Annotated in this window: 11 protein-coding genes; 4 read left to right on the top strand and 7 right to left on the bottom strand. The window is 74.8% G+C overall.

What is annotated here, in order from left to right; all coding sequences use genetic code 11:
• Positions 1-71: 71 nt before the first annotated feature.
• Genes WMF34_RS25045 through WMF34_RS25020 form a run of 6 tightly spaced genes read right to left on the bottom strand, consistent with a single transcriptional unit; the run spans position 72 to position 6,773 of the window.
• Complete coding sequence (locus WMF34_RS25045; protein ID WP_437989348.1) at positions 72-1,010, bottom strand: NAD-dependent epimerase/dehydratase family protein; 939 nt, start codon at positions 1,008-1,010, stop codon at positions 72-74.
• The gene (rfbG, locus tag WMF34_RS25040) at positions 1,007-2,074 is read right to left on the bottom strand and encodes a CDP-glucose 4,6-dehydratase (protein ID WP_437989347.1); all 1,068 of its coding nucleotides are present in this window, start codon (positions 2,072-2,074) and stop codon (positions 1,007-1,009) included. The genes WMF34_RS25045 and rfbG overlap by 4 nt, the downstream gene beginning before the upstream one ends.
• Positions 2,075-2,076: 2 nt before the next feature.
• The gene (rfbF, locus tag WMF34_RS25035; RefSeq protein WP_437989346.1) at positions 2,077-2,844 is read right to left on the bottom strand and encodes a glucose-1-phosphate cytidylyltransferase; all 768 of its coding nucleotides are present in this window, start codon (positions 2,842-2,844) and stop codon (positions 2,077-2,079) included.
• Positions 2,841-4,007, bottom strand: a complete 1,167-nt coding sequence (locus WMF34_RS25030) for a glycoside hydrolase family 26 protein (protein ID WP_157906892.1) — start codon at positions 4,005-4,007, stop codon at positions 2,841-2,843. Before WMF34_RS25030 ends, rfbF begins: the two co-directional genes overlap by 4 nt.
• A 2-nt stretch (positions 4,008-4,009) precedes the next feature.
• Positions 4,010-5,653, bottom strand: coding sequence for a glycosyltransferase family 2 protein (locus WMF34_RS25025; protein ID WP_437989345.1), 1,644 nt, complete (start codon positions 5,651-5,653; stop codon positions 4,010-4,012).
• Positions 5,619-6,773: a hypothetical protein gene (locus tag WMF34_RS25020; protein WP_437989344.1), complete on the bottom strand. Its 1,155-nt coding sequence runs from the start codon at positions 6,771-6,773 to the stop codon at positions 5,619-5,621. The genes WMF34_RS25025 and WMF34_RS25020 overlap by 35 nt, the downstream gene beginning before the upstream one ends.
• 214 nt (positions 6,774-6,987) lie before the next feature.
• On the opposite strand from WMF34_RS25020, the gene WMF34_RS25015 reads away from it, so the two are divergent.
• From WMF34_RS25015 to WMF34_RS25005, 3 genes are read left to right on the top strand one after another with little or no spacing between them, the layout of a single operon-like run.
• Complete coding sequence (locus WMF34_RS25015) at positions 6,988-7,662, top strand: RNA polymerase sigma factor (protein WP_012237496.1); 675 nt, start codon at positions 6,988-6,990, stop codon at positions 7,660-7,662.
• Positions 7,650-8,876 (top strand): FecR domain-containing protein, encoded by a 1,227-nt coding sequence (locus WMF34_RS25010; RefSeq protein ID WP_437989343.1) that lies wholly within the window; start codon positions 7,650-7,652, stop codon positions 8,874-8,876. Before WMF34_RS25015 ends, WMF34_RS25010 begins: the two co-directional genes overlap by 13 nt.
• Positions 8,866-10,029, top strand: coding sequence for a hypothetical protein (locus tag WMF34_RS25005; RefSeq protein ID WP_437989342.1), 1,164 nt, complete (start codon positions 8,866-8,868; stop codon positions 10,027-10,029). The genes WMF34_RS25010 and WMF34_RS25005 overlap by 11 nt, the downstream gene beginning before the upstream one ends.
• 232 nt (positions 10,030-10,261) lie before the next feature.
• Here the strand turns inward: WMF34_RS25005 and WMF34_RS25000 are convergent, their stop codons facing one another.
• Positions 10,262-11,575, bottom strand: coding sequence for a CotH kinase family protein (locus tag WMF34_RS25000; protein WP_437989341.1), 1,314 nt, complete (start codon positions 11,573-11,575; stop codon positions 10,262-10,264).
• Positions 11,576-12,013: 438 nt separating this feature from the next.
• On the opposite strand from WMF34_RS25000, the gene WMF34_RS24995 reads away from it, so the two are divergent.
• Positions 12,014-13,558: a dockerin gene (locus WMF34_RS24995; protein ID WP_437989340.1), complete on the top strand. Its 1,545-nt coding sequence runs from the start codon at positions 12,014-12,016 to the stop codon at positions 13,556-13,558.
• The last annotated feature ends 1 nt before the right edge of the window (position 13,559 follow it).

Here is a 13,559-nt window from a genome sequence, read left to right as displayed (position 1 = left end):
CCTTGCTGGTCATGGCGGCTCGCCCGTCCGATGCGATGGCGACGCGCCGTGGTTCGGCGCGCGGCCGGGGGTCACGCGAGGGCGAGCGAGGCGGCGACGCCCGGGGAGAGCGGCGTGCGGGGGCTCCAGCTCGTGGCGGCCTGGAAGCGGCGGGGATCGCCGACCAGCCACGGGGGCTCGCCGGCGCGCGGCGGACGGGCGCCGAAATCGAGGAGCGACTCCGGCGCGCCGAGCTGCCGCGCGACCTCGAGGCAGACCTCGCGCACGCTCGTGGGGCGCCCCGAGCAGACGTTGTAGGCCGCGCCGGGATCGAGCCCCGCGGTCGTCGCGCCGAGCAGCAGCGCCTCCACGACGTCCTCCACGAAGGTGAGATCGCGGCGCTGCGTGCCGGCGGTGAGGTCGACGCGCTCCCGCGCGCGGAGCCGCGCCCCGAGGTGCGGGATGAGGCGATGGGGCGCCTCGCCAGGGCCGTAGACGCCGAAGAGGCGGAGCGTCACGAGCGGCACCGACAGGGCCTGTGCCACGGCGCGCCCGTAGTCGTGGGCGGCTGCCTTGGCGGCGCCGTAGAGGTCCGAGGGGGCGCGCGGCGCGCCCTCGTCGACGAGCTGCCCCTCGACGACCGCGCTGTACTCCGAGCACGATCCCGTGAAGACGACCCGCGCCCCGCCCCAGCGGGCGGCGGCCTCCAGCGTCGCGACGAGGGCCGCGACGTTGCCCTCGAGGAGCACGCCCGGCGCGCGCTCTCCCGGGTTCACCCCGGCCGACGCCAGGTGGAAGACCGCGCCCGGCGGCTCGTCGCCGACCGCTTCGAGGAGCGCGTCCCGCGTCAGCCGATCGAGCGGGAGCCGCCGGAGCCGCTGGCGCGGCGAGAGGCGCGAGAGGCGCGCCCACCCCGCCGATCGCGCCGGCGCGGTCGCGACGACGTCGCTCCCGCCGGCGAGGAGCCGCCGGACGAGCGCCGCGCCGATGAACCCGGTCGCGCCCGTGACCAGCGCCTTGCCGAGCCTCACGCGAGCCCCGTGGCGAGCCGGAGCTGCTCCTCGACGAGCGGCCGCGCGCGCCCGCGATCGTCGAGGTACCGCGCGTACCACGCGCTCGTGAGCTGGATGGCGCGATCGGTGTCGAGCAGCGGGCGCCAGCCGAGCCGGGACCGCGCCTTGCTGCAGTCGAGCCGCAGCGTGCCGGCCTCGTGGAGCCGCTCGCCGTCCGAGGGCTCGGCCAGCTCCAGCGAGCCCCGCCCGAGCTCGCGGACGATCGCCTCCGCGAGGACGCGCACCGTCCGCGGCTCGGCGTCGTCCGGCCCGAAGTTCCAGGCGCCGCTGTACCGCAGCGGATCGTCCCAGAGCCGGCGCGCGAGCAGGAGGTACCCCGAGAGCGGATCGAGGACGTGCTGCCAGGGGCGCACGGCGCGCGGGTGCCGGATGCGCACGGCCGTGCCCGCGGCGACGCTGCGGACGATGTCCGGTACGATGCGGTCCTCGGCCCAGTCTCCCCCGCCGATGACGTTGCCGGCGCGGGCGGTCGCGAGCGCCACCTCCCGCCCGTAGAACGACTGCCGGTACGCCGCCGCGACGAGCTCGGCGCAGGCCTTGCTCGCGCTGTACGTGTCGTGGCCGCCGAGGGGGTCGGTCTCGCGATAGCCCCAGACCCACTCGTGGTTCTCGTAACACTTGTCCGTCGTCACCACGAGGACGACCCGCACCGACGGGAGGCGCCGCGCCGCCTCGAGCACGTGCGCCGTCCCGAGGACGTTCGTCGAGAAGGTCTCCAGCGGCCGCGCGTACGACCTCCGGACGAGCGCCTGCGCCGCGAGGTGGAGCACGATCTCGGGCTCGGCCTCGCCCATCGCCCGCGCGAGGTGATCCGCGTCGCAGACGTCGCCGAGGAGCGAGGTGATCCCGTCGTCGATCCGCGCGTCGGCGAAGAGGCTCGGCGCGCCCTCCGGCGGCAGCGAGTACCCGGTGACCTGCGCGCCGAGCAGGCGCAGCCAGGCGGTGAGCCAGGAGCCCTTGAACCCCGTGTGCCCGGTGACGAACACGCGGCGGCCCGCGTAGAAGTCGAGGTGCTCGCTCATCGTCAGGCCCTCCAGGGCGCGCGCCCGTCGTCCCAGAGCCGCTCCAGGAGGCGCTTGTCGCGCAGGGTATCCATCGGCTGCCAGAAGCCCTCGTGCTGGTAGGCCATGAGCTGCCCGTCGCCGGCGAGCCGCTCGAGCGGCTCGCGCTCGAGCGGCGTCGCGTCGTCGCAGTCGAGGTACTCGAGGGCGCCGGGCTCGAAGACGAAGAAGCCGCCGTTGATCCAACCCGCCTCGGCCTGCGGCTTCTCGGTGAACGCCGCGACCTCGCTGCCACGGAGATCGAGGACGCCGAACCGGGCCGGCGGGCGGACCGCGGTGATCGTGGCGAGCTTGCCGTGGGCGCGGTGGAAGGCGACGAGCTTCGCGAGATCGATGTCCCCGACCCCGTCGCCGTAGGTGACCATGAACGGCTCCCGCCCGAGCACGCGGCTCAGCCGGCGGATGCGCCCGCCCGTCTGGGTGTGGAGCCCCGTGTCGATGAGCGTCACGCGCCAGCTCGGGCAGTGGACGCCGAGCGCGTCGATCTCGCCGCTCCGCAGGTTCACGGTGAAGTCCGCGCGGCGCGTCCGGAGCCCGGCGAACCAGTCCTTGATGACGTCGCCCTTGTAGCCGCAGGCCACGACGAAGTCGTCGAAGCCGTACGCGGCGTACCGCTGCATGATGTGCCAGAGGATGGGCTGGCCGCCGATCTCGACCATCGGCTTCGGCCGGTCGACGGTCTCTTCACTCAGGCGGGTCCCGAGCCCGCCGGCGAGCAACACGGTCTTCATCGCTGAACCTCCTGTGCGTGGTTGGCCTGCGCCGCGAGCGCGCGGCGCACCGCGCCGGCGACCGCGGGGTCGTCGGCGAAGGCCCACGAGAGCGGCTCGTGGGTCACGGTCGCGTCGCTCGCGACGTGGAAGAACAAGAGCGCCTTCACCGCGGGGTGGCGCTCGGCGAAGCCCGTCAGGGCCTCCTCGTACCAGCGCGCGCGGTCCCCGCCGGCGGCGAGCGTGCCGAGCTCGGCGATCATCAGCGGCTTGCCGAGCGGCGCGAGGCGCTCGTAGTGCCGCGCGAAGAGCTCCTGGAACGAATACCACCTGGACCAGCGGACGGCGGTTCCGTAGTTGAGGACGCCCGTCGCGACCCAGTCGACCCACTCGCTTCCCGGGTAGTACTCCCAGTAGTTCTCGTACGAGACGCTCGGCGCCCAGACCCAGAGGACGTTCCCCGCCCCGGCGGCGCGGAAGCGCCCGACGACGTGCCGCCACGCGCGGATGAACTCCCGCGGGTCCGGGTTGTTCACCGGCCCCCAGGGGTAGCGGTAGCCGTCGTTCATCTCGTGCGCGAAGCGGAGGAGGATCGGGTGGCCGTGCTCCGCCGCCGCCTTCGCCCAGCCGTCGATGTAGGCGTCGTACGCGCCGCCGGCGATGTCGGTGAGGCCACCGTGGTCCGGCGTCGCCGCCGGGCGGAGCGAGAGGCGCGGGCGCTTGAACGCGCTGAGCCAGGGCTCCCACGTGATGACCGGCACCGAGCCCACGGCCCAGATGGCCCGCGCGGCGCGGCTCGGGAAGCGCTGCTCCGCGCCGTCTCCCCAGGCCGCGTAGATCTGCGTGAGGAGGAGCGTCTGGCCCACCGCCTCCTCGAGGGCGAGGTACCCGCCGACGTCGCCCGGCAGGCCCCCGTCGTGCGCGCCGTAGAGGAGGCGCGCCGGGGCGCGGAGCTCCGAGAGCTCGCGCGGCGCGCGCTCCGCGGACACGCGGGCGAGCCGCGCGTCGCGCTCGGGATCGGCGATCCAGGAGAGCTCCGCCGAGGCCACCGCCGCGCTCGCCGTGCCGAAGAGCGACGAGAGCCAGAGCTCGGCGGGCGTGCGCCCGTAGGTCGAGGAGAGCACCGCGAGGGCGGCGCCGGTCGTGGCGGCCGCGGCCAGCGCGGCGCGGTGGGAGCGCTTCATGGTCATCCTCCTTTGGTGATCGTGGTGATCGGCGTGGTCGTGGCTCCGGGCGCGGGGAGCCGCTCCCAGGGGTCGGCGCGCGGCGCGCGGCGCGGCGCGCGCGCGGCCCAGGCGATCGCGCCGCTCATCGAGGCGGCCCCGAGCGCGCCGAAGACGAGCGCCGCCCAGTAGGGCTCCGCGTCGCTCCAGCGCTCGGCGAGCCCGCGCGCGGAGGCCCGGAGCCAGAGGCTCGCGGCCGTCGTGGCGAGGAACGACACGACGACGAGCAGGTGCGGCCACGCGAGCGGCAGGAGCCGGCCGCCGAGCCCGCGCTTGGGCGTGGGCACGTAGCGGACGAGGCGCTTCGCGATCGCCAGGGCCACCCCGAGCGTGTAGATGGGAAAGGCGGCGAGCTTGAGGAGGAGGGCGCGCCAGTGGACGCCGCCCTCCGAGGCGCGGTCGCAGAACCACCGCTGCCCGTAGGCGTGGAGCGCGACCGCCGCCGCGGCGACGGGGGCGCCCGCGGCGACGAACCCCGCCGGATCCACGCGCATGGGCCAGAGGTCGCCCCAGAGCGCGAGGAGCGGCAGCGCGAGGTACGTCAGCGTGGCGGGGCCGGTGAGGTAGTACGTGCCGATGGCCACGTACGAGAGCCGCTGGCGCGCGCTCAGACGGAAGAAGCGCGGCACGACCTCGGAGAAGAGCGCGTCGACCGCGCCGGTGGCCCACTTGAGCTGCTGGGCGAAGTACCCGCCGAGGTCGTCGGGGACGAGCCCGCGGCTCACGATCTCCGGGACGTAGACCGATCGCCACCCGGCCGCGTGCAGCCGGATGGAGGTCATGAGGTCCTCCGCGAGCCCCACGGCGTGCCCGCGGACGGACGCGAGCGCGGCGCGGCGAAAGGTGCAGTTGGCGCCGATGGCGACCGCGCAGCCGAGCCCGTGGAGCCCGAGCTGCATCGGCCCATAGAACCCGTAGGTCTGCTCGGCCGCGCCGCGGGCGATCGGGGAGTCGGCCTGGTTGTAGTAGCCCTGCGAGACCTGCACGAAGCCCACGCGCGGGTCGTCGAAGTGCCCGAGGACCCGGTCGAGGAACTCCGGGAACGCCAGGTGGTCCGGGTCGAGGACCAGGACGAAGTCCTCCGTGGTCCGCGCGAGGGCCGCGTTGATCTTGCCCGCCTTGGCGCCCGGGACGCCGTCCGAGTCGAGCCACACCGCGCCGTGCCGCTCGGCGAGGGCGCGGAAGCGCGGGTCGGCCGTGCCGTCGAGGAGGTAGGTGCGGTGCGGGTAGCGGACGCGGGCGAGCGCCGCGAGGGTCGCCTCGAACATCGCGAGCGGCTCGCCCGGCGCGGCCGTCGTGAAGACCGCGACCGAGAGCCCCGGGGGCGCCGGGCGGTGCTCGACGCGGTCCACCGCGAGGTACCCGATCCAGGCGAGGACGATGCGGCTGATGCCGTACCAGACCGCGATCGACAGCGCGACGAAGGCCGCGAGGTGGGCGACGTGGCGCTCCTGGAACCAGAAGCTCGCGAAGCCGGCGACGCCGACGAGCCCGAAGGCCACGAGCGCCCAGACGATGACGCGATCGACGAGCCGCACGGGCGCGGCCGACGACCACCGGAAGAGCTCCGGCTCAAAGAGGGAGCTCGAGACGAATCGCCGCGTCATGGACGTGGTAGTGGAGGTTCTGGTTGTGGTGGTAGGTGGCGCCCACGCGGGCGCCGCCGAGGTCGAGCGAGGCGCCCGCGCGGAGGTCGACGTGAGCGCTGTCGACGCGCGACGCGACGCCCCAGGCGAGCGCGGTCGGATCGAGCTCGCTCGCCTGCACGGCGACGTCGCCGCTCGCGTCGAAGCGGAGCTTGCCGAGCGAGAGCGCCGCGACGACGATGGGTCCGTGGCGGCGCAGGCCGAGGGGCGTGAAGTACGGCGCGTAGGTCCGCGTCGCGAGGGACCAGCGCGAGCGCGAGGTGTCGGCCCAGGCCGCCCCCCACCCGGCCTTGAGGCCGAGCGCGCCGCGCAGGACCGGCGCCACGGCCCAGCCGCAGGCGAGCACGCCGTCGTTGCCGTCGGAGTACCAGCGCCCCTCGCCGCGGAGCTCTCCGCTCCAGCCGCTCCAGTCGGCGACGGCGAGCGCGCCGCCCGCCGCGGCGACGAAGGCGTGCTCCCGGATCGCCGCGTGGGTGTCGAGGAGCTCGTCGCGGCGCGCCGAGGCGCGGAGCCGCAGCGGCGAGAGCCACCGCCCCTCGATCTCGCCGCTCCCCGACGCCTGCGCGCTGCCGTCCGCCCAGACCCGCCCGAGCCCCGTCGCGCTGACGTCGAGGTCGGCCCGGGCCGGGCGGAACAGGAGCCCCACGAGCCCGCCCACAGCGTGGGCCGGCGTGGCGCGGCCGCGGGTCTCCGCCGTCGCGCCCGGGGCGCTCGGGTACCACAGACCGAGCGCGCGGAGCCGCAGCTGCAGGCTCGCGTTCGGCCAGAACGACAGCCCGGCGCTCTGCGACCAGCGGTCGAGCGGCTGCGTGTCGGCGAGGGCGCGGGTCTCGAGCTCGAGGCGCGGGGCCAGCGCCGCGTCGAGCTGGCCGCGCAGGATGCCGGCGTCGCGCGCCGCCTCGCTCCCCGGGGGGATCCGCGCGAGGAGGTCCTCGACCGCCGCGTGATCGGCGACCGCGAGCCGCTCCTGCGCTTCGGCGATGTGGCGCCACTCTCCGGGGAGCTGGGGCGGCGCGGCGCCTGCGGCGCCCGCGAGGGCGGCGGCGGCGACGAAGCAAGAAGCGAAGGCGGCGAGGTGCATGGCAGGGGAGGGGACGGCGCGTCCCGGTCGACCCCAAGGGACCGCCTCCGCCCCGGGACGGCTCACAGGAGCGAACCGAGACGATCCGTGAGCCGTCTCGGACCCCTGCCGGTCCCTTGACGGAGAGCCGTGCCCACCCGCATCGAAGCCGCCCCGCCCCGCAGCGCCGCGCCTCGGCCCGGCGACCTCGCAGCGTCCCGTCGAGGAGGCCGCCGTGCCTAGCGGATCTCGCTCGGCGCTGCCGCACCCCGCGAGCCGCGCCGGCGCCGCGCCGAGCGGCGGGCAGCTCGTCGCGCTGCCGGTGGAGCGCGACGACGCCGAGCTCCTCCGGCGGCTCCAGCGCGGGGACCCCTGGGCGAAGGCGATGCTCTTCGAGCGCTACGGCGCCCTCGTCGAGCGCATCGCGCGCCGCATCCTCGGGACCGAGCGGCACACGACCTTCGCGGACGTCGTGCACGACGCCTTCGTGTCGGCCTACTCGAGCGTCCACCAGGTGAGCGACGCGGCGGCGCTGACGTCGTGGATGAGGTCGGTCGCCGTCCACACGGCGTGCAAGAGCATCCGCCAGCGCAAGGCCCGCAGCTGGCTGAGCTTCCTCTCACCGGAGGACCTCCCCGAGCTCCCGGCGCGCGGCGCCGACGCGGAGCTCCGGGAGGCCCATGATCGGACCTACCGGCTGCTCGAGTCCTTCCCGCTCGACGAGCGCGTGGCCTTCGCGCTGCGCTACATCGAAGGGATGGAGCTCACCGAGGCCGCGGCCGCCGGCGGCGTGTCGCTCGCGACGATCAAGCGGCGGATCGCCCGGGCCGAGGCGCGCTTCGTGAGCGCTGCCCGGCGAGACCCCGTGCTCGCAGCCTGGATCGAGGAGGGCGCGCGATGGACCCCGTGACACGACGCATCGAGGCCCTCGGGGCCGAGGTGGCCCGCACATCCGACGAGCGCGCCAGGCCGGCCGAGACGCTGGCCGCGGCCCGCGCGCGGCTCTTCGCCGCCGAGGTCGAGGCTCGGCCGCGCCGGGCGCGCTACCCGCTCTGGGCCGCGGCCGCCGCGCTGCTGCTCGCGGCGGGGGGCGCCGCGAGCTTCCGCGCGGCCTGGGCGCCCGAGCGCGGGCCCGGGCTCGCCGCCGCGCCGAGCGCGGCCCCCGCGGGCGAGCCGGCGCCGGGCGCGGGCGCGCGGGTCGAGGCGCGCGACGCGCCCGTCGCCTTCACCTTCGCCGAGGGGACCTCCGTGCGGCTCGACGCGGCGTCCGCGCTCCAGGTCCTCGCGACCGACGCGCGCGGCGCGGAGCTGCGCGTGGAGCGGGGCGCCGTGGACTTCCGCGTCGTCCACCGGAGCGACGCGCGCTGGGTCGTCCACGCCGGGCCCTACGCGGTGCGCGTGACCGGGACGCGCTTCGAGGCGGGCTGGGCGCCCGAGGCGCGGCGCTTCACGCTCGCGCTCGCCGAGGGGAGCGTCGAGGTGACGGGCCCGGAGCTCGGGACGGCGCGGCTCTCGGCGGGCGATCGGCTCGACCTCACCGCGCCGAACGAGCCCGCGGCGAGCGACGCGGTCGCTGCCCCCCCGGCAGGCGCGAGCGCCGCGGCCGCGGCGCCGCCCAGGGACGGAGATCGCTCCGCGCGCGCGCCGGCGGCCGGCGGGACAGACGCCGCGCCGCGCTGGCAGTCCCTGGCGAGCGCGGGGCGCCACGAGGAGGCGCTCGCGGCGGTCGAGCGGCTGGGGATCGACGCCGTGCTCGCGCGGGCCGCGCCCGACGAGCTCCGGCTGCTCGCCGACGCCGCCCGCTACGCGGGGCGCCCGCACGCGGCGCGCGCCGCGCTGCTCGCCCTGCGCGCGCGGCACGGCGCGCGCGGTGACTCGGCGTTCCTCCTCGGCAAGCTCGCCGCGGATCAGCTCGGCGATTCCGCCGACGCGCTCGCCTGGTTCGACACGTACCTCCGCGAGGCGCCGGGGGGCGCGCTGCGCGAGCAGGCGCTCGGGCGGAGCCTGGAGCTCCAGCAACGGCGGGACCGGGAGGTCGCGCGCCGCGCGGCGCTCCGGTACCTCGCCGAGTACCCCCACGGCGCCTACGCGCCCCTCGCGCGCTCGCTCGCGGATGCGCGCTGAGCGCTACCCCGCGCGCGGCGCGGCCGCCGGTCTCCGCCTCGCGGCGGCGCTCGTGGCGCTGCCGGGCCTCCTCGGCGCGGCGCCGGACGCGGCGGGAGCCCCGGCCAGCGCCAGCGCGCCCGCGCGGGCCACGGTGTCCCTCTCCGGCGACCCGGCGGACGCGACGTTCCAGCGGATCCGCGACGAGCTCCGCGCGCTCGATGTGCACATCACCACGGGTGACCCCGAGGACGCCGACGCGCGCGTCGTCGTCGCCCGCAAGCGCGCGACCATCACCCTCGCCGCGCGGCACGGGGGCGGCGAGCTCGACGTCGCGGTGCGCCGCGGCGAGGGCCCCGAGGTCCTCGCCCTGGCCGCCGTCGAGCTCCTTCGCGCCCGCCTCCTGCACCGCGACGCCTCCCGCCCTCCCTCGACCGGCGTCGCCGCTGCCGGCGGCCACGGTCACCCGCCCTCGGCGTCCAGCCCCGAGGGCGGGTCCGCCGCGCGCCCGGCGGCCTCTGCCGCGACGACCTCTCAGGCGTCGCCCGCTACCCGCGCGCCCGCTTCGAGCTCCACCTCGCCCGCCGATCAACCCTCCTCCCAGCGCGCCGGCGGCGGCGCGCGGCCACGCACGCGCCTCGCCGCCTCGGTCGGCCCCACGCTGCTCGTCGCCTTCGGCGACGTCCCCGCGACGCCGGCGCTCTCGATCGGCGCGTCCGCGATCTTCCGCGGCTGGTACGTCGCGGTGGACGGGACCACGACGCTCGGCGGCACGTCCTGGAGCGTCCCCGGCGGGCGGATCGAGCACGGCGTCTCCTTCGTCGGCGCCGCGGCGGGCGGCGCGCGTTCCTTCGCGAGCGGCCACGGCCTCGCGACGCTCGGGGCGGGCGCGTCCGTGCTGCGCCTCCATTACCAGACGCTCCTCGCGTCGCCGGTGTTCGACGGCGCCTCCGGCGCCGCGTGTGCGGCGGTTCCGCACGTCGAGGCGGCCGTGCGCTGGTATGTGCACGATCACGCGGGCTTTCGCCTCGGCGGCCTTGCCGGCGCCGCGCTTCCAGCCATCGATATCCCGTACCCCGAGCGCAGCGCCGGCAGCCCGGGCTCCGCCGCAGGCGCGACCCGGTACGGCCGCCCGCTCCTCGCCGTCTCGCTCTCCCTGGAGGCGCGCCTCTGACGGATCGAGGTGAGCGCTGGCGACCCGATCTCGTCCCTCGCGGAGGCCGCCACGGGCGGCGATCACAATCCGGTGCACACCCCATTCATGGCGCGGTCCGATGAATATCAATCGTCGAACGCTCGTGAACACGCGCGCGGTTCACTGGCTCCGGCGGCTCGCGAGGCCTGCCAGGCCGGCGGGCGCGCTAAAAGGTGCTGTTGGGTTGGGGTGGATCAGCCTGGCCGCGCGCTCATTCGAGTTGTCGCCTCAGTTCCGGGAGGCGCTCTTGCCACCAGGCGCTCAGCGTGGAGACCGCGTCGGCGGCGCCGCCGGCGAGGGCGGGGTCGGCGTCGATGGGCGCAGCGGCAACGCTGAGGACGCGGTTGAGCTCGGCGTCCACGAAAGACGTGGTGATCTCTTCGTCGAGGATTTGCTGGACGATGGCGAGGTAGTCGGCCTCCCAGCGGCTGAAGAACGCGTCGGTGAAGGCGGTGGTGCCCCCGGGCACGCTGCCGTTGATGATGTTCACCGAGGCCGACATGGTGGTGTCGAGATCCCAGGGGAAGTAGGTGCGCTTCCCGCCGACGGAGTCGTAATGGTAGTAGTTGTTGTCCTTGTAGAGCAGGCCGTCGGTGTTGCCGATGATGGCGTTGACGGCGCCCAGGCGATGCATCTGCGGGATGTCGGCGCGCGTGGGCAGTTGTTCGGCCAGCGTCGCGTCGTCAGGGCTGGCACAGCCGCCCTTCTTCAGGAAACAGTACCATGCCTCGTGGGGGTTCTCGACGCCGTCGCTCTCGTGCGTCTTCAAGCCGTCGCCGTCGCCGCCGGACTTCTTGTAGAGCCACCCGTCGTCTTCGCCCAGCCGATCCTGAAGGAAACGTTTGTCGATCTGTTCGACATGCACGTACACCATCGCCGGGCCGCCGTTGACGCTGATCTTGGCCAGCGCGCTGCGGCTGGCCATGACGCCCGCCGCGCGCATCAAGCGCCAGCCGAGATACTCCGCGATCACGTCGCGCGGCGTGGCGTCGTCCTGATTGGAGCCGGAGCTCGTGCCGTTGTCGAACCCCAGCTTCTTCAAGCCGTAGAAGGTCTGCTCGGCGACCGTCGAATTCAGGTCGACCTTGAGGCCCACCTTCGTGGCGCCTCCCGAGCGCTTGCGCTCGATGGCGACTTGCATGGGCGCACCGCCGTTGCAGCTGAATTCCCCGGGGACGGAGAGCGAGAACGTGGTGTCGGCGAGGATGGCGGCGTAATCGTCGGGCGCCATCGTGATGGCGTACTCCAGCATCTGATCGGGATTGAACACGCCGGAGCAGCCGGTGTCCGTGTCCAGCGAGAATGTGCCGCCGCCGCCACCGACGCCCGTGCCGCCACCGACGCCCGTGCCGCCACCGATGCCGCCACCGACGCCCGTGCCGCCACTGCCGGCACCGCTGCCGCCGCCGCCACCGACGCCCGTGCCGGCACCGCTGCCGGTGCCGGCATCGCTGCCGTCGCTGCCGCAACCGACCATGGCGATGCTCGACGTCGCCATCATGATGAAGCCAAGCAATCGATTCATTTCATACACTCCTTCGAACGCATGCGCGGACAGGATCGCGCAGGATCGCGACGCGTCCCGGTCGACCCAAGGGACCGCCTCCGCCCCCGGACGGCTCACAGGAATGAACCGAGACGATCCGTGAGCCGTCTCGGACCCCTGCCGGTCCTTTGACGGAGGGCTGTGCCCACCCGCATCGAAGCCGCCCCGCAGCGCCGCGCCACGGTCCGGCAGCCTTGCGGCGCCCGTGATGAGGCCCGTGAGACCCTACCGAGGTAGACGCCCCGGCCGAGCCTCCGACCGAGGTTGAGGTCCTCAAGAGATCCTCAACGACTGAATCGGTTCAGTTTTTCTGCGCCTCCGTGCTATGGCCGGTCGTGGTTTCACCACGCGGCCTGACGATCGACGCTCCGGGCCGCGCGATCACCCGGCCCGCTCGTGCAGCGGCAAGGAGCCAACATGCGACAATCTTCGTTCTTGAGCCTCGGTTCGTCAGGCACGCTCGCTCTCCTCCTCGCGGCGTTCGGATGCGACTCGTCGGGCGGGACGTCCTCTGGCGCCGGCGGTCAGGGCGCCGGCGGTCAGGGCGCGACGAGCAGCGCGAGCGGCTCCGGCGGCGCCGGCGGTCAGGGCGCGGCGGGCAGCGCGAGCGGCTCCGGCGGCGCGGCGGGCACCGGCGGCGCCGGCGAAGAGGGCGGCGGCGCGGCAGGCACCGGCGGCGCTGGCGGCGCTGGCGAAGGGGGCGGCGGCGCGCCGCCGGCGCCGCTCTGGGACTGGAGCGGCATCGTCGGCACGGGACAGAGCCTCTCGGTCGGCGCGGAGGGCACGCCGCCCCGCACCACCACGCAGCGCTTCCACAACCTCAAGCTGTCCCTCGGGAACGCGAGCGTGCCCCCCTTCGATGCGGCCAGCACGGCCCTCTCCCTGGTGCCGCTCGTCGAGCCGATCCGCGGGTTCGCGACGACCTACCCCAGCGCTTACCCGAAGAACATCTATGGCGAGACGCCGCACACGGCCATGGCCGACCAGATCTCGTCCCTCGCGGAGGCATCCGCCGGCGGCGACCACGTCACGGTGCACACCGTCGTCGGCGAGAGCGGGCAGCCCATGAGCGTCCTCCGGAAGGGCGCCACCCAGACGGCCACGGGCGACACGTCGATGGGCCGCGCCTACGCGGCGACGCTGTTCGAGGCGGAGGCCATCGCGCGCCTCGCCAGGGGTGCCGGCAAGACGTACGGCGTCGGCGCCATCGTGATCACGCACGGCGAGTCCGACGCCGGCAGCGCGACCTACGGGGATGAACTGGTAAAGCTGTGGTCCGACTACAACCAGGATCTCCTCCGGATCACCGGCCAGTCGCGGAGCATCCCCCTGCTCGTGTCCCAGCAGAACTCGGTGCACACCGACGCCGGCACGCGGTCGACGTCGACGCAGGCGCAGTGGCGCGTGGGCGTGGATCACCCGGGCGATATCGTCTGCTCGGGTCCGAAGTACCAGTATCCGTATGCCGACGATCACATCCACCTGAACGCGAACGGCTACCAGCAGCTCGGCGAGAAACTCGGCCAGATCTACTTCGAGAAGGTCGTCCTCGGGAAGGACTGGCAGCCGCTCCAGCCGACGCGCGTCGAGCGCAGCGGCAACGTCGTCACCGTGCACTTCCATGTCCCGGTGCCGCCGCTCGCCTGGGACAGCGCGCTGCCGTCTCCCCACCAGACCGCGTTCACGGAGTGGGCGCAGGGCCGCGGCTTCGAGCTCTGGAGCGGCAACACCCGGATCCCGATCAGCGGCGTGGAGATCTCCGGCGATTCGGTGCAGATCACCGCGCGGAACCTCCCCGCGTCCGGCGTGATGGTCGGCTATGCGATGACGACCGACGGGACGTCGATGGCGGGCGGCACGATCCGCTGGGGTCAGCTGCGCGACTCCGATCCGTTCGTCGGCTCGACGACGGGCAAGGCGCAGCCGAACTACAGCGTGGCGTTCGAGATGAACGTCCCCTGAC

Source organism: Sorangium sp. So ce145 (assembly GCF_051525985.1).
GTDB classification, from domain to species: domain Bacteria; phylum Myxococcota_A; class Polyangia; order Polyangiales; family Polyangiaceae; genus Sorangium; species Sorangium cellulosum_B.
The sequence above is the reverse complement of the archived record's forward strand: the minus strand, read 5'-3'. Positions and strand labels throughout refer to the sequence as shown.